11 protein-coding genes are annotated in these 17,023 nt (G+C 48.8%); 4 read left to right on the forward strand and 7 right to left on the reverse strand.

From position 1 onward, the window contains the following. The first annotated feature begins 421 nt into the window (after positions 1-421). The 4 genes from IQ235_RS03280 to dnaA all read left to right on the forward strand — a co-directional run bounded on the left by IQ235_RS03280 (position 422) and on the right by dnaA (position 6,563). Positions 422-3,511 carry a GAF domain-containing hybrid sensor histidine kinase/response regulator gene (locus IQ235_RS03280; protein ID WP_441373240.1) on the forward strand — a complete coding sequence of 1,030 codons (3,090 nt, stop codon included), beginning with the start codon at positions 422-424 and terminating at the stop codon, positions 3,509-3,511. A gap of 14 nt (positions 3,512-3,525) precedes the next feature. Further along, positions 3,526-4,809, forward strand: a complete 1,284-nt coding sequence (locus IQ235_RS03285) for a sensor histidine kinase (RefSeq protein ID WP_264320069.1) — start codon at positions 3,526-3,528, stop codon at positions 4,807-4,809. Between the two features lie 95 nt (positions 4,810-4,904). After that, positions 4,905-5,156 (forward strand): 2TM domain-containing protein, encoded by a 252-nt coding sequence (locus tag IQ235_RS03290; protein ID WP_264320070.1) that lies wholly within the window; start codon positions 4,905-4,907, stop codon positions 5,154-5,156. Positions 5,157-5,201: 45 nt separating this feature from the next. Then, the gene (dnaA, locus tag IQ235_RS03295) at positions 5,202-6,563 is read left to right on the forward strand and encodes a chromosomal replication initiator protein DnaA (protein WP_264320071.1); all 1,362 of its coding nucleotides are present in this window, start codon (positions 5,202-5,204) and stop codon (positions 6,561-6,563) included. 166 nt (positions 6,564-6,729) lie between these two features. Here dnaA and IQ235_RS03300 read toward each other — a convergent pair whose 3' ends face one another. The 7 genes from IQ235_RS03300 to IQ235_RS03330 all read right to left on the reverse strand — a co-directional run bounded on the left by IQ235_RS03300 (position 6,730) and on the right by IQ235_RS03330 (position 16,650). Beyond that, a complete protein-coding gene (locus tag IQ235_RS03300; protein ID WP_264320072.1) occupies positions 6,730-11,553 on the reverse strand; it encodes a DUF4347 domain-containing protein in 4,824 nt (1,607 codons plus the stop codon). A 504-nt stretch (positions 11,554-12,057) separates the two neighbouring features. Beyond that, positions 12,058-12,849 (reverse strand): sirohydrochlorin chelatase, encoded by a 792-nt coding sequence (locus IQ235_RS03305; RefSeq protein ID WP_264320073.1) that lies wholly within the window; start codon positions 12,847-12,849, stop codon positions 12,058-12,060. Between the two features lie 154 nt (positions 12,850-13,003). After that, positions 13,004-13,204, reverse strand: a complete 201-nt coding sequence (gene gifA / locus IQ235_RS03310; protein ID WP_264320074.1) for a glutamine synthetase inactivation factor IF7A — start codon at positions 13,202-13,204, stop codon at positions 13,004-13,006. 244 nt (positions 13,205-13,448) lie between these two features. Continuing rightward, a complete protein-coding gene (gene galT, locus IQ235_RS03315; RefSeq protein ID WP_264320075.1) occupies positions 13,449-14,438 on the reverse strand; it encodes a galactose-1-phosphate uridylyltransferase in 990 nt (329 codons plus the stop codon). A 5-nt stretch (positions 14,439-14,443) separates the two neighbouring features. Beyond that, positions 14,444-14,866: an NUDIX hydrolase gene (locus IQ235_RS03320; protein ID WP_264320078.1), complete on the reverse strand. Its 423-nt coding sequence runs from the start codon at positions 14,864-14,866 to the stop codon at positions 14,444-14,446. A gap of 249 nt (positions 14,867-15,115) precedes the next feature. Continuing rightward, a complete protein-coding gene (locus IQ235_RS03325) occupies positions 15,116-15,565 on the reverse strand; it encodes a DUF3531 family protein (RefSeq protein ID WP_264320076.1) in 450 nt (149 codons plus the stop codon). 140 nt (positions 15,566-15,705) lie between these two features. After that, positions 15,706-16,650, reverse strand: a complete 945-nt coding sequence (locus IQ235_RS03330) for a Sll0314/Alr1548 family TPR repeat-containing protein (RefSeq protein ID WP_264320077.1) — start codon at positions 16,648-16,650, stop codon at positions 15,706-15,708. Positions 16,651-17,023 lie beyond the last annotated feature (373 nt).

Raw genomic sequence — 17,023 nt, forward strand, 5'->3', positions numbered from 1 at the left:
GAAAACCAGAAACTCTGTACTTCAACAGATTGATAACCGCTATATTTGTTTTTATCCTAAAAAACAAACGAAAAATATTGAATATAGCTCGATAAGATGCAATTGTAGAATTTATAGATTCCCTTCGATTTTAAGCCCTCGTTTCTCATCTTAAACCTTCAATTCATTTCATCTCAATTTTCTAAGCTCGTGATTGCAATCACTATCAATCTAGGAAAAACATCATTTATAATAAATTATTAAGAATAAAACAATACTTTAAATAATTTGTTATATACGATACCTTTTGACTTGAATCTCCGAACTTTTCAAGTTCGTCGGTAAATTATAAAATACAGTCGCAAAATTTAGCTCCGATCGATCGTCATTCTGCCCGACCGAAGGTGTTCAAGCACGCAACTCAGTTAGCTCAAAAGCTTTTATGTGGGAAATCCTAACCAATCGGCTCTCACTAGAGAGGTCTTTACTACAAAGTCACTGTCACTTCCCCTCTGTTCCCATCACTCAACTCTATGCTATCGGCGATCTGTTAATCGCAATCGCTTATTTTGCAATGTCGGCGATGCTTGTCTATTACATCCGCAAGCGCCCGGATATCCATTTTCGCAAGGTTTTGATGCTTTTGGGACTCTTCATCTTCTGCGGTGGAATGAGGCACCTGCTCGATATTGGAATGCTTTGGCATCCCGCGTACTGGCTCTGGAGCATCGGACAAAGTACCACGGTGCTGGTCTCGTTATCTACAGCGATCGCCTTGTTACGTCTGCTGCCCCGCATTGTTTGCCTGCAAACTCCCCAACAGCTCGAAGTGGTGAATCGGGAATTAGCCGGAGAAATTGCCGCGCTTGAGAAGACCGAAGCTCAGTTGTGTCGCGCCAATAAAAAACTCGACGATCGCATTGCCCAGCGCACGACTCAGTTAGAGCGGGTGAATGTAGAACTCGAGGGGGAAATCTTGCGCCGCCAGGGAGTCGAGTCGGCATTGCAAGAGAGCGAACGCCGCCTGAGATCCCAGCAAGCGGGACTGTTAAAACTGGTCAAAATCCAAAAACGCTACGCAGGCAACTTCCCAAAAGTACTGCACGAAATTACCCAACTCGCCACCCAAATTCTCGATGTAGAACGGGCGAGCATCTGGTTTTTCGAGGACGATCGCACCGCCCTTCGCTGCGCCAACCTCTACGAGCGAACGCCTCACCAACACAGCCAGGGGATGCAACTGCATGCGAGCAGCTATCCCACCTACTTTCAGGCATTGGCAACCGAGCGCACCATCGTCGCGAATAACGCCTGTACCGACTCGCAAACTGCCGAGTTTTGCCAATCCTATCTCACGAAATTCTGTATCCGCTCGATGCTCGATGCCCCCATCCACCTCAAAGGCAAAACCATCGGCGTTATTTGCCTAGAACATACCCAAACCCCGAGAAATTGGTCGATCGAAGAGGAGAACTTTGCCACGTCTTTGGCCTATACCTGTGCCCTGGCCATCGAATCTCGCGATCGCCTTCAAGCTGAAGAAGCCCTGCGCCAGAACGAACAACACCTGCGGGCCATCCTCGAAGAAATGCCCGTCATGCTCGATGCCTTCGACGATCGGGGAAACATCGTCCTCTGGAATCACGAGTGCGAGCGGGTGACGGGATATCGCGCCGATGAAATTGTCGGTAACCCTTCGGCCATGGATCTTCTCTATCCCGATCCCGTCTACCGCCAAAAAACGATCGCCGCTTGGCAAGCGCGGGGCAACAATTACCGCAATTGGGAGTGGGACATTACTGCCAAAGACGGCAGCACCCAAACCATCGCCTGGTCGAATATTTCCGATCGCTTTCCCATCGACGGTTGGGCTTCCTGGGGTATCGGAGTGAACGTGAGCGATCGCAAACAGTTTGAAGCCAGACTCCAAAAAACCGCTCGACGAGAACGAGACAACGCCCAACGCGTGCGGGAGATGCTCGTCCAAAGCCGAGAGCAAGCAACCCAACTCAAAATCGCCAAAGAAGCAGCCGATGCGGCAAACCGGGCCAAAAGCGAATTTCTTGCCAATATGAGCCACGAATTGCGCACCCCCCTGAATGCGATTTTGGGGTTCAGCCAACTGATGAATCGCGATACTTCCCTCCCCCAGGAGTATCAGGAGTATCTCGGCACCATCGATCGCAGTGGCGAACACCTGCTGGCTTTGATTAACGACATCCTGGACATGTCCAAAATCGAAGCCGGACGAGTCACCCTCAACGAAGACAATTTCGATTTGTACGACTTCCTCGATACCCTCGAAGAGCTGCTGCAACTGCGGGCGAGAGCTAAAGGCTTGCAATTGGTTTTCGATCGAGGGGCCGATGTTCCCCGGTACGTTCGTGCCGATGAAGGTAAGTTACGTCAGATCTTAATCAACTTGCTCGGCAATGCCATTAAGTTCACCACCACCGGAACCGTCAGCCTGAGGGTATTTACCATCGAGGCACCCGTGGAAGCGGCATCTGCTGCGGATTCTCCATCCAGTCTGTTCTTGCAATTTGAGGTCGCAGATACCGGCCCCGGTATTGCCCCCGAGGAACGAGAAAAGCTCTTTGAAGCCTTCGCCCAAACCACCACGGGGTTGCAAATGCGTCAGGGAACCGGTTTGGGGTTGCCCATCGCTCGGAAGTTCGTCCAACTGATGGGGGGAGATATTACCGTAGAGAGCGAGGTGAACTGCGGCTCTGAGTTTTCTTTTCCGATGCGAGTGAGTGTTGTAGAGTCAAAAGCGATCGAACAAACTCAACCCCTCGATCGTCGCAAAGTTATTGGCTTGGCATCCGGTCGAGACAACTACCGGATTCTGGTGACTGAAGATCGATGGGAAAACCGCCAGCTTCTGGTCAAACTTTTGACCAGTGTCGGTTTTGACGTGCGAGAAGCCACCAACGGTCGAGAGGCGATCGAGATTTGGGAACATTGGCAGCCGCACTTCATCTGGATGGATATGCGGATGCCGATAATGAATGGGTACGAGGCAACTCGCGAGATTAAAGTCAGAGAGCGACTCCGACATCCCCCACGTTTGCAAAACGGTCGCAACTCGACGGCGATCGTTGCCCTCACAGCGAGTGCCTTTGAGGAAGATCGACAGAAAATTCTGGAGATCGGATGCGATGACTTCGTTCGCAAGCCATTTCGTGCCGAAGAACTCTTTGCGAAAATGGGTCACTATCTCGGAGTTGAATACATCTACGAAATAGACGAAGCCACAGATAATCCTCAAAACAAGATCTCCCACCTCACCCTCGACGATCTCAAAGCCGAAATCGCCACGATGCCGGGGGAGTGGCTCGAAGCATTTCACCATGCCGCATTGCAATGTAGCGACCTGCTTATTTTCGAGCTGCTCGAACAAGTGCCACCGGACAAAGTGTCTGTTGCCCAAGCCATAATAGAACTAGTTGAAAATTTCCAGTTCGATGTTGCCATCGAACTGGCGCGATTTGGCATCGAGAAGGAGACAGAGTACCACTCGTCCCTGTAATTACTCTCAAATATATGACCAGCCATCGACCTGATATTTTAATTGTTGACGATACCCTAGACAATATTCGCTTTTTGTCCAAGATGTTACTCGATCGCGGGTATAACGTGCGCAAAGCGATTAACGGCAAGATGGCTCTGACAGCGATCGAAGCTGTATTGCCCGATCTGATTTTACTCGATATTAATATGCCTGACATGAACGGATACGAGGTTTGCGAACAGCTCAAAGCCGATCCGAAAACTCGTACCGTTCCCGTCATTTTTTTGAGCGCCTTGAACGATGTTGCCGATAAAGTGAAGGCGTTTCAAATGGGAGGCGTTGACTATATTAGCAAGCCATTTCAATTTGAAGAAGTTTTAGCTAGAATTCAGAATCAGTTAACGATCCAAAGCTTACAATCTCAGTTGAAAAATAAAAATTGCAAGCTAAAAAAAACATTAAATAACTTACAAGAAACCCAAAGCCAACTGGTGCAAAAAGAAAAAGCGATCGTCATTGGGCAATTGGTTGCTGGAGTGGCCCACGAAATCAATAATCCCGTGAGCTTTATCTATAGCAATCTCACTCCGGCGCGGGAATACATTCAAGACTTACTCAATCTCATCGATCTCTACCAAGAAGAATACCCGGAACCCAGTGCAAAAATTCGAGAAAGAATGTATGAAATCGATCTCGAATTTCTTCATTCCGACTTGAAAAAAATTTTAGAATCCATGCAGTCGGGCGCCGATCGCATTCGGACGATCGTGTTGGGATTGCGCCTGTTTTCGCGGCTGGACGAAGCCGATATCAAAGCCATCGATCTTCACGAAAATATCAACAGTACGGTCATGTTATTGCAACATCGCCTCGACCCCAAAGACGATCGTCCATCTATTGAAGTGGTCAAAGATTACCACGATTTACCCATGGTTACTTGCCATGCCAGACGCCTCAATCAGGTCTTTTTCAATCTTCTCAATAATGCCATCGATGCCATCGAACAAAAGATGGCAGATTACCCAGAATTTTCTAACCCGCAGCTTCTGATTCGCACCCGAGTTCTCGACGATTACCGAGTGACGATCTCGATTGCCGATAATGGCATCGGAATGCCCAAAGAGGTGCGCTCTCGACTGTTCGACCCCTTTTTTACCACCAAACCCGTTGGCAAAGGAAGGGGGTTGGGTCTATCCACCAGCTATCAAGTGGTGGTACAACAGCACCACGGAAAGCTCACCTGCGAACCGTTGCCGGGAGGGGGTTCTGAGTTCGTTCTCGAAATCCCCGTTTATTCTTCAAGTCCCGATACCTAGATCGATTTTTTGCGAATGGGGAAATTCTCCCCTCAAACGCTCGGCCGGACAGAGATTGGGTTAGAATACATATCTCGATCGATTGAGGTAATTTTATGCCCCCAACCTGGCCGCGCAAACCCGATCGAAGCGATCCGGAATTCCGACGCTTCGGCGATCGCTTGAACTATGCATTTCACGTTGCTGTATACTGTGCTGGCAACTCGGGAATGTGGTTCTTTTACAACTTATATCGATCGACGGGGTCTTGGGCTACCTGGACGACGGGGGTTTGGACGGTGGTGCTGTTGCTTCATACCCTTTACGTATTTGCGATCGCCGATTATTCAGAATCTACCGAAAGTTAACGGCTAGGGTAGCTTGGTGTGAAGTGAGATGACGAGGTAGATTCGGTGGAAATCTCAGTAGAGCAGCTCTGGAATCGCGTTCTGGAGCGTTTAGAAGTACAGCTTAATCGACCCACATTTGAAACTTGGATTAAAACCGCCAGTGCTGAGTCTTTGGACGGGAATCAATTGGTGATTCTGACGCCAAATCCCTTCGCTCGCAATTGGCTGCAAAAGTATTACCTTAAAACGATTGCCGATGTAGTCGGCGATATTCTCGGGTATGGGGTGGAAATTCATTTGAGTACGGTTCAGGGAGATGCCGTTACCAGTAGTGCCCAAGCCGATCTGCTCTGGCCGCCGCCGTCAGAGGAAAAAAAGCAAACTCGTCACTTGCCCGGTCAACCCTCGCAACTCAATCCCAAATACCTCTTTTCTCGGTTTGTGGTCGGTTCTAACAATCGTATGGCCCATGCGGCATCCTTAGCCGTGGCAGAATCTCCCGGTCGCGAATTTAATCCGTTGTTTCTCTGCGGTGGTGTGGGGTTGGGCAAAACCCATTTGATGCAAGCCATCGGTCACTATCGTCTGGAAATTGATAGAGATGCAAGAATTTTTTACGTTTCCACCGAGCGGTTTACCAACGATTTAATTTCGGCAATTCGTCGAGATAGTATGCAAAGTTTTCGCGATCGCTATCGAGCCGCCGACGTGCTGCTCGTTGATGATATTCAGTTTATTGAAGGCAAAGAATACACCCAAGAAGAGTTTTTTCATACCTTCAATACCCTACACGAAGCGGGCAAACAAGTGGTCTTAGCGTCCGATCGCCCGCCCGATCGCATTCCTCGCCTGCAAGAACGCCTTTGCTCTCGTTTTTCTATGGGGTTAATTGCCGATATTCAAGCCCCAGATTTGGAAACGCGCATGGCGATTTTACAAAAAAAAGCCGAATACGAAAATATGCGCTTGCCCCGAGAAGCGATCGAATATATTGCGGCGAGTTATACATCTAATATTCGGGAATTAGAAGGAGCATTAATTCGGGCGGTGGCATATATTTCGATTTCTGGATTGCCAATGACGGTAGAAAATATTGCCCCAGTACTCAATCCCAGAACCGAAAAGATAGAAGCCTCTCCCGAAGCTATTTTACAAGCAACGACGGAAACATTTAATATTTCGATCGAAGATTTGAAGAGTAACTCTCGCCGTCGAGAAATTAGCCAAGCCCGGCAAGTCGCGATGTATTTAATGCGTCAATATACGGATTTGAGCTTGCCTAAAATTGGAGAAATCTTTGGCGGAAAAGACCATACGACAGTTATGTATAGTTGCGAAAAAATTTCTCAACTCAGAAATACCGACCCCAATCTCAAGCAAACCTTAGATCGCCTCAGCGATCGCATTCAACTCTCCAATAACTAATCTCCAATAACTAAAAGCAGTCAGCTTTTGACTGACTGCCGATTAAACTCTTTCAAAATTTGGGCAGATTAGCAGATTAGACGATGCGTTAGGCAACGATCGTTACTAATATCGTTTGGATGAAAAAATTCGCCGTAACGCATCTATGAGGAGCCATGAGGAACAATTACACCAGCGCAAAATCATCAGAACCGATCGCACTAGCATTCACCCCTTGCAGAGTAATCGATAGTTCTCCAGCGGTAATTTGGGTATCGTTCCCTACTTGAGAAACGGCCAACTGTGCAAACGTCATTCCGCCTTGCAAACCGATAATATCTTCCCCGTCAGTGAAATCAGTGATGATATTCATACCGTGGTTTTGCGCGAAGTCAAAGCGATCTCCTTCCGTACCGCCGGTGAGGACATCGTTCCCCTGCTCCCCACTCAGAACGTCGGTCTGGGAACCCCCAGTTATCGTATCATCTCCCCGACCGCCGTAAAGCCAATCCTCTCCAGCATTTCCGGTGAGCTTGTCATTACCTTCATTACCGAAAACTCGATCGTCTCCCGCACCGCCACAGAGCTTATCGTCTCCATCTGCGGTACTCAAAGGATTGCCGTTACTGCCAATGAGGGTATCGTTCCCTTCTCCACCGCAAACCGAGTCGTTACCGAGATCGCCGAAGAGCAAATCGTTTCCAGCTTCACCCCAAATCAAATCGTCCTGCTGCCCGCCGCTAATCGTATCGTTGCCAGTGCCACCCACGATATTGTCGTTACCGAGATTTCCGTCAATTACGTCATCTCCCGCACCGCCGAAAATTACATCACCATCATTTACGCCTTCAGGATCGTCAAACTGACTCGTGCCGCCGGAAATCGTATCGTTTCCGAGGTCTCCACTTAGCGTGTCACTTCCCTTATCCCCAAAAATCAGATCGCCATCTTTGCCGCCGTAGACGAGATCGTTTTCTCGACCGGCATAAATCGTATCTTCTCCTTGACCTCCTTTGATTAGGTCGTTTCCTTCATTTCCCGAGAGCCAATCTCGATCGGCTGCTGCACCGACTTCGCTCGTGCTACCGAGACTGCCAAGAATCGTATCGTTTCCTTGTTCGCCTTTAAGTGTGTCGTTTCCAGCTTCACCCGAGAGTAAGTCGCCCTCTTTACCCCCGTAAGCGAGATCGTCTCCCGTTCCACCGGAAATCGAATCGTTACCCTGATTGCCGTACAGTTCGTCGTTTCCAATACCGCCGTAGATTAAATCCGCTCCGGGATCGATAAAGTCTCGATCGCCAGTGCCGCCAATAACCGTATCGTTTCCTTGCTCTCCAAGTAACGTATCCTCACCCATCTCGCCTTCGACGCGGTCGTTATCCTTTCCGGCAAACACCACATCGTTGTCTTTTCCGGCATTGATGCGATCGTCTCCCTCGTTTCCGAGAATGACATCGTTTCCTTGATTTCCGTAAAGGGTATCGCGATCGAATCCAGAACCGACGGGAATCGAACTGGACAATCCGCCAACGAGTAAGTCATCCCCATCAGAACCATCGGCGCGATCGTCTCCCGCCAAACCGAGGATGGCATCGTTGTTTGTCGTACCCAGCAGCGAATCGTTGTTGTTACTTCCGGTGAGGGTATTTTCGATCGCGGGTAACTGTTCGAGGGTAAAGTTAAAACCGGGAATGGGTTCGACAAATACCCCATCCAGAGTCGGTGCAGTGGGACAGCAACAGTCGTCGTGAGTCGCTGCCACCTCGGCAGTGGGTTCCACTGGCGTGCTCACTCCAGCAACCTGCGGTACATCAGGTGTATTGCGGGTCGGCGAATTGTCGCCGACCGTCACGGTCACGGGAAAGTCAAACGTTCCCTCATCTGCATCGTTGTTTGTAAAAGAAATCGTACCGCCATAGCTTCCCGGCGTGCTGGTATCCAACTCCACGGTGAAGGTTGCCGAACTGCCAGGAGTAACCGTTTCGGGAAACTCCCCAACCAAGGTAAACCCGTCGGGTAATGTTAGGGAACCCGAATCGAGGATTAGATCGGCAGTTCCCGTATTTTCGACGGTGAAGGTTTGAGTAAAGGGGGTACCAACAGGAGAAGAACCCAGGTTCTGGGGGGTATCGGTTCCGTCGGGGATATCGCTAGTTCCAGAAGTAGAAACGGTAATTTCCGGTTCTGGAGTCGATGCGGTCGAGGGATCGGTTGTTGGGGGAGTCGTGGGAGGTGTGACGACAACAGGAGGTGGTGTCGAACCAATATTGACGGTAATCGAACCCGTTCCACTTAGATTATTTCCCGTGCCTTGAGTCCCGGTATTCCCATCGCCGAACGTATAGTTGATTTGTGCCGAGGCAGGAGGAGTCGTGCTGCTGTTGCTGTAGGTAATTTGTTGCAGCACTTGGTTTACCAAGGCTTGGGTGGCATTGCCATTGAAGGTGAGTTCTAATGTACCACCACTGTTGGTGGTAACCGCCCCGATGGTGGTTCCATCAACCACGAGAGCGTTACCTTGCGTTAGAGAATCTAAATTACCGCTATTGCCAAAAACATCGTCGCCATTTGCTCCCCCATCTCGTTCTAGAATTAGGGTTGCACCGTCGTAGTTGGTGGCATCCAGTTCGGGATCGGAAACAGTCGCGTTGCTGTCGAGGACGACGGGACTGCCTTCTGGGATGAAGTTGGGATTGTTGTCGAGTCCGCTGAAGGTGGGTTCGTCGTTAACCGACTCGACGTTAAGAGTAATGGTTTTTTCTCCGCTGAAATCGATGCCGTCGCTGACTTGGAATCTGACGTCGGCATATCCGATTCCATTTTCGTCGTCGTCGGGAACGAATTTGAGCTTGCCGCTGGTGATGTCGGCAGCGGAAATTTCTTGTCCGTCAGTGACATCCACACCATCGAGTTGTAGCTTACCGTTGCTGGGGGTGGAGATGATTTTGACGGTATCGAGGGTATCGCCGTCCCCGTCGTTGAAGCCAAAATCTCCTTCTTCAAAGGTATGGGGCGTATCTTCGTCGATGTCGATGGTGTTATCGCTGGCAGTGGGTTCTGTATTTTCTTCAAGGGTGATAGTGCTCACGGCAGTCGGAGTGCTATCGCTGATGCCATCGTTGACCACAACGTTAATTGTCCGGGTCGTCGTATCGGGAGTTCCTGCGGTGTTGTCGTAGACAATGCCTGCAATGATGGATTCGTATACCGCGATCGTCGCGGGCCCTTCTATTTTCAGTTCTCCCGTGGTGGAGTTGTAAGACACACTTAACCCGGCATTGGTGGCTGCGGTCTCAGCGGCTGTATTCAGGCTGAGACTCTCTGCGGTTCCATCGGGTCGGTTCGTTAGGGTAACGGTTGCAAATCGAAGTCGCTGGTTGTCGTTGGCTTGGTCGTTATCTGTAATCGCGACATCTGAGTCGGTAATGCTAACCGCACCGCCACCAATGGTAAAACCATTGGTGTAGTTGTTATCGGCGGTATCACTTTCATCTAGATCGATCTCGGGTGGTTCATCAACAATAAAAAAACCGCCACCCCCAATCAGATCGAGTCCCCCTTGGCTACCAGTGTTGGTTGTGGTTGTCGCAAAGTTGGTTAAGTTAACGAGGTCGTTGCTTGTTAGCGTTCCATCAGACCCATCATCGGTGATGGTTGAGGGAAAGATAGAATATCCGTAGAAGGTTTCGCTGGCATTGATTCCTAGTTCGTCGTAGGTTAAAAACGTGCCAATAATAAATTGACCGGGGGAGCTTTCTTTCTCGGGAGCTGTAATGGTGTAGCGTAAGTCATCACCTTCGGGATCGCCGGGATCGAGGCGCATGACTTCTGTTTTAAACCGAAATGAGGAATTATTCCAAGCCGTTTTCTTAACCGTTGTTAGCGATCCGTATGCCGAGGGTTTGCCATCAGCGCCTAAGCTGATAATGGGGGCAATTTTAAACTTGTCATTTTGTGCGGTAACGTCACTGCCGCGTTCGAGAATCAGGAAACCTTGCTCGTCAGGAGTGGTTCCTGCATCCAAACCTCCATCCGAAATAAAGTCAACTCGTTCGATATTATTATTGTTACCGTTAACATCACCTTGGTTGGCAAAGATATTATCTGTGCCTCGGTTGATGGTCGTACTCAACAGCACATCTTCCATACTGGTGGAGAGGCTGGGTTTGACGGAGATATCGTTCCCGGTAAAGCTTTCGCGCTCGAACCAAAGAATGTCGCGATCGCCTGTTGCTTCTGCGTTATCAATGCGCTCGATATTGATGCGATCGACTAATCCCACAACGGTATAGTTGGTCGTTGCAGTTGAAAATCCGTAGAGTTCTAGGTTGTTTTGGCTACCCACCTGAAATTGGTGGTCGAGGATTCGCTGACCGCTTCCCGTGGGATCGTTAACTTCCTTAATGGAATAGTTTCCACTGGCACTGGTATCGTCTGGTAGATCTCGGTAGTGTGCGAACAGATTGTCAATTTGGGTGGGGAAGGCGAAGGGGTAGGCGGCGATCGCCTCTGAGGTAAATGCCAGATTCCCGGTAAAATTGGCGGTCGTCACTTCGAGGTTCCAGTCTGCACCCAGTGCCGCACTTCCGGTACGTCGCGCCGATGCCGCAATTTCAGTTCCCGTCAGTTGGTGCAGTTTGGCAATGAATTCTTCCCCAGCATCCCCAGCCGCGACGTTGCAGCCGTAGAGGAGGAGGTTAGAAGCGCTCGCAAACGCGGTTTGCAGTTGAGTGGTGTAGCGATCGAGGGTCTCTAAACTCAATCGAGCGTTGCCGAGTTGCAAACTACCCGGAGTTCCGTGAGAGATGATGTGAATTTCATCGAAGCCATGGTTAGCTGCCAGGACTTGGGTCATTTGCTCGATGCCGTCTCGATGGCGATCGAGCAAAACGAACCGAACTCTAGAAAGAGTCCCAGCCACTAGGCTTTGATAGTCGTCAACACCACGATCGACAAATGCGATCGCCGTTTGAACCGACCGAGAAAGAGCGGTGAATGCCGTACGTTCCATGATTGATATTGTGTAGGTTGGACTGCGGTAGATACAGTAACAATCCCTGACGTACTTTGAGGTGCAACTCGCTTCCTTCGAAAGGTCGAGCGGCAGTCAGAAATTTTGCAATGGTGAGTTAAGTTGTTCGCGATCTCAAAAGCTCAGTTTCATTGAGCGCGGTCTGACAAGTTTGAGTTACGGAAGTTATAAAAGATTGAAAAATTTAAAAGTCCTGAAATTGCCAGTTTTATCATTGACAAATACAACAAAATTTGGCATTTTAATTTTCAAGAGTTACTTACCAACGAATCAGTACGCTTAATTTCGACGAAATACCCCTAAAGACAAAAAGCTCGAACCTAAGAGAGTTATCATTTAACAAACCTGTGACTGCGATTCTCCTAGCTCGTTTGTCCTTCTCCTGTTTTAGTATATCAATCACAATGTGAAAAAGTTGTGAAGGCACAAGGCTAAAAGGTTTATTTAGGTGAAGTTTTGAGGTTGTTCGTTCGCGATTTCTGCTTATGCTGCACCAATATTTAGATCTGCTAAGTCACTCACGAGCGCAGCTAATTCGTCACTGACTCCAATAGGTTGTGCCAGATGTAGCGCAGTTTGAGAAAACTGATTTCTCAGTCGATCGACTTGCTTGGCGATCGCGTCGGTGATTCCTCCAGGAAACAGAAAGTAGGGAAGAATTCGGATTCGATCGCAACCCGCTGCTACCAACTCGCACACGCGCAGCTCTGCATTGGGTTCCACCGACCAATAGGCTGCGACTACGGGTATCTGACACCGCCGATGCAATCGATCGGTAATTTTTTCGATGGGTTGATTTCCTCCCGGACGACGACTCCCGTGGGAAAGGAGGATCTGCGCTTTGGGAGACTCGCATACCCCGTCGAGCGCACCATTAGCTAAGAGTTCGATGATTCCTGGATGGCTACCCAAATGGGGTTGGATGGAAAGTTCGACATTATATATATTGTCGATGGCGCGATTTGCCAACTCAACCTCCGCTGGAATATCTTCCATGACGTGAACTCCCGGCAGCAGAAACAAGGGAACAACTCGAACGATACGAATATTCTGACCGACCGCGAGATCGGTAAATTGCTGAATTTGCTGGTGTAGGGGTTGGGGTTGCAATTCCAGTGCCGCCGTTTCCACGAGAAGTGGTGCTTCCGATCGATCGGATAATTTCTTGAAGACCCGTTTTGCTAGTGCCTTCGCGGCAACTTCGGGACGGGGATCGCGACTGCCATGGGTGACGAGTAGATAAGCGGCGGAAGTCGAATCGGGTGGAGTGTCCATCTTAGTGAGCCTGGAATTGAGTCTGACGCGATCGCGCGCGGTATGTCTCTAATATTATGAAGCGCTCGGACACAAAAATACCGTGCTGAAAGGATAAAGCACGGCGCGGTAGAAGTTAGGACTGTGAAGTGATAGATAAAACGAGCGATAACAATTAGCTCATGGTTGCACCCGAGCGATCGTAAGCCACAGTACTGTGGTGAGATGGCTTACCTTGGATGTGGTTCCAGTTGCGAGCAACGTCTTCGGGTAAACCGACTTCTGCCGCCGTCCGAGTCAGGAGAGATTGCTGGCGATTTTTAATCAGATGATGGTGGCGATTCATCAGAGCGCGGGAACGATCGTAAATAGACATAGCAGGTTTCTCCGATTGGAATTTAAATTTTTTTCGTTATTTCTCTTCTTATTCTTAATTGTATTCTAAATTTCTGTATTATTTGTTACGGAATTACTACTTTTTACAAAAATTAATATTGACGAAAAAACCACGTTCGCGCTAAATGTGGTTTCCCCGACGTGTTACTCAATGCGCTTCAAATTCTACAGATAAGGGCTTTGCGTAAGTTCCAATTAATTTTCAGATTAGAGGATTGGAGACTCTAAACCGCTCTCAAAAAAGCAGCATTTTCTTCTGGCAGGGTACTGTTAACAAACATTCCACTCCCCAACTCGAACCCAGCGGCAATTCCCAGACGCGGGATAATATCCACATACCAATGGAAGTAAGCCGTTGCACGATCGCCAGTGGGAATCGATCGAATAACGTAGTTGTAAGCGGGGTTCTGGAGTCCGTTGTCGAGTTTTGCCAGCACTGTTTTCAAGGTGGCAGCTAAATCGATCGCTTCGTCTTCCGTTATTTCATCGAAAGACGAAGTGTGGCGGCGGGGGAAAATCCACACCTGGAAAGGGAACAGCGCCGCACGAGGGACGAATGCCACAAAGCGATCGCTCTCGATAACGACGCGATCGCCCGCCGCGAGTTCGTCTGCGAGGGTATGACAGAACAAACACTCCCCCGTCTCGTCGAAAAAACGGATTGCCTCCCGCGCGCGCTGGCGAATTTGCGGGGGAACGATGGGGGTCGCCATCAGTTGGGAATGGGGGTGAGCGATCGATGCGCCAGATTCTTTGCCGTGATTCTTATACACAACGATAGCCGCAACGCGAGAATCGGCGCGAATTTTTGCGTATCGCTGGCGATACATCCGCAAAATATTGGCAACGTCTTCGATGGGTAAGTTCGCCAGAGTAACGTCGTGGTGGGGATGTTCGATAATCACTTCGTGAAAACCCACCCCAGAGACGGTGCGAAACAGTCGATCGCCGCTGCGGATGAGTTCTCCCGTTGGCGAGAGTGCGGGATATCGATTCTGCACCACCCGAACTTGCCAGCCGCTATCATCTCCGAAGCGATCGGATTCTGCGGCGGTTTCTTTTTCGTTTCCCGGACAAAACGGACAATTCGATCGATGCTTGGGTTCGCGCTCTTCTGGAGAGCGATGAGATTTAAACTCATTCGGTTTTTTGGCGCGATCGGTCGCGATGACAACCCAATCCCCTGTAATGAGATTATGCCTGAGTTCGCTCATGAAAGTTAGCAATATTGCAAAAAGCCATCAGGAACTAGGCGCAACTCTCCAGATTCAAAGCGTTGCCGCTCGATCCAATAGGCTTTTTTCGATCGTTTTCCTTCGCAATACTCAACTTCATCAAGCTGGTAAAATTTGCGATCGGCAAAGTCGCATCGATAAAGCTGAATCACCTCGTGCTTGGGTTTTTCTTTGAGCGTAAAAATACTTTCTAGGCAAGCAACATATTCAATATTTGTCAGTTCCGCTTGGATTTCTTCTTGAAATTCCCGCTTGAGTGCGTCGAGGCTAGTTTCCCCAAACTCAACGCCACCTCCCAATACGCGATAAAACGTGGTTTGGGCGATCGGATCGAAACCTTTTCCCAAAAACAGTCGATCGCCATCTTGAACGATCGCCAAGGCTAACACTCGAATTTTACTCACGATGTCTAGTTTCTCCTGCCTTTTGAACTTGACTTCCAACTTTTCAACGCTTGCAAAACGATTTCTAGAATAGAGATCGACAAACCCGTGAAGACAAGTTACTTTCGATCGTTAATAGGACTCGCACCTCTATGCTGAATTTAGTTTTTGTGGTGCGCTTACCTCTTCAACATTCTCTATAGATAGAGGCAAAGCAACAATTCCAACGAATGGGGGTTGAGAGTTCCCACACTTTCGTTTTTCTAGCATCTACTAGTTGCGATCGGCAACATCAGAACGACTTCCTTGAGGTAAAGGCCAATCTATATTTTCTCCCCCAACAATAAACGTTTCAATGGTAATAAACTCTCGGCTCAGTTGAAAGAGCGAATTGACCAAAACATCGAGAGCTACTGCATCGCTCGTTCCCAAATCGAACCAGCACCGTCCCCAGGTTCCCTGATACTCAAAATCAGACATATTGTGCATCAGAGCCATCATACTGCGATCGGCAATTTTTTCATTGTATTCCATATATCCAATCTCCAAACCTTCATCTTGAATTTGAAAATTTTCGGCATTAAATCCTCCCAGTTTCCCCAAAAAAAACCAAGAATCGAACAACTCTTCGACATACTGCTTTTCCGCTGGAGAAGGAACTGTAGAAAACTCGATCCAAAACCAAACATCAAAGGGATTAAATTCCCGAAATTGAATTTTCATACAAACCGAAAAAAATTAAATAAAGAAATAGAGCCGCCGCATCGCAACTCCAACGATTTCCAGCAAAATGTTAGCTGAATACTGGCAATCGAAATATTGGGGAGTCAAAATACCCCCCTCTAGAGACTTTTGATATCTGGTTAACTCTCATCGTCTTGACATAACCGTTCCGAGTCAGCGCGATTCGGATTAACTTCTCGTTGAGCCTTATTGCACTCTCGCTTGATTTGCTTTTTCAAATCGTTGGGAAGCTGCGCTCTCTTTTCCCAAGCTTTTTTAAACCAGTCCAAGCTTTGTTCGTAGTCGCCATTTTCCACGTAAATTTGAGCTTGGAGATATTGAACCTCTGGGTTGTCAGGTGTAATGGCAAGCGCATTTTGTACTTCGGTTAAAGCCTCTTGAGGCCGATTCAAATCCCGGTAACCGATCGCCAGTCCTCGATATGCCAAATAATCGGGACCTGCCTGATATGCCAAGCGATCGAGAGAATCTTCAGGATTGGCAAGGGGAAGATTCACCGCCAGCATCAAATCCATAAAACCCTTAATAATATTGAGTTCGGGATCGCTCGGATCGATCTTCTCTGCTTCTTCCAAATGCCCGAACACCTGCCGTAACTTCGACAATGCTGCTGGAGTTCCCCGAACGGTTCCCTCCGTTTGCAGCGTATGCGCGCCTTCGAGAAAATAACCCACCGCCGCGTAGAGATTGCCCCGGAGGGGGTTGGTGGGAATGAGCGCTTCAGCCGTCTCGCGCGTGTCGGTGGCATGGGTTTTAAATCGATCCCAGCCATCCTCGTAAAGATAGACCAGAGAAGCTTGCATCGCATGGGTGATCGGATCGTCTGATTCTGCAACGATCGCCCCCTCAGCTGCTTTTTTCGCTCGATCGTAGTTTCCGTCGCGAAACATGGCATCGAACCCCTCTCGTGCCTGAGAACCCATATCGTACTCAGGACAGGTAGAAGCGTCACGGCAGAAAGGATTAGCAGCTTGCACTGGATGAACCCACGTTCCCAGAACGAAAACGGCAGAACCCACGATACCTGAAGCGATCGAACCCAGCATTGAAATTTTCTCGTTCATTAAACTCCTCCACAAAAAACAGGCCGTCAAAACATCGATCGAGAGAATTCATCTACTTATGCTAATCTTTCGCGTCCCGTTTTGACATTTCCGAATCAAATGAAATAACAGAAGAGGTGGTGATGGGAAGAATTATGATGGGTTATTGGGTCGGGGTAATCCCAGGGGCACTACCCCGACCGGCAAAGTTAGTGTGGTTGAGTAACGATCGTTCGTTGTTCGCTATTCACGATCCATTCGTTCTCCTCATCCCCTCTTCGTATGGTTTACCCATCACTGTGTCGCGACTCGATCGCCTCAAGACGTGCTTCGAGTCCATCCAGGCGCAGCTTGAGTTCGATAACCAAGGTCGCTAAGCGATCGAACATCGGAT

The organism is Zarconia navalis LEGE 11467 (assembly GCF_015207075.1).
GTDB classification, from domain to species: Bacteria; Cyanobacteriota; Cyanobacteriia; order Cyanobacteriales; family Geitlerinemataceae; genus Zarconia; species Zarconia navalis.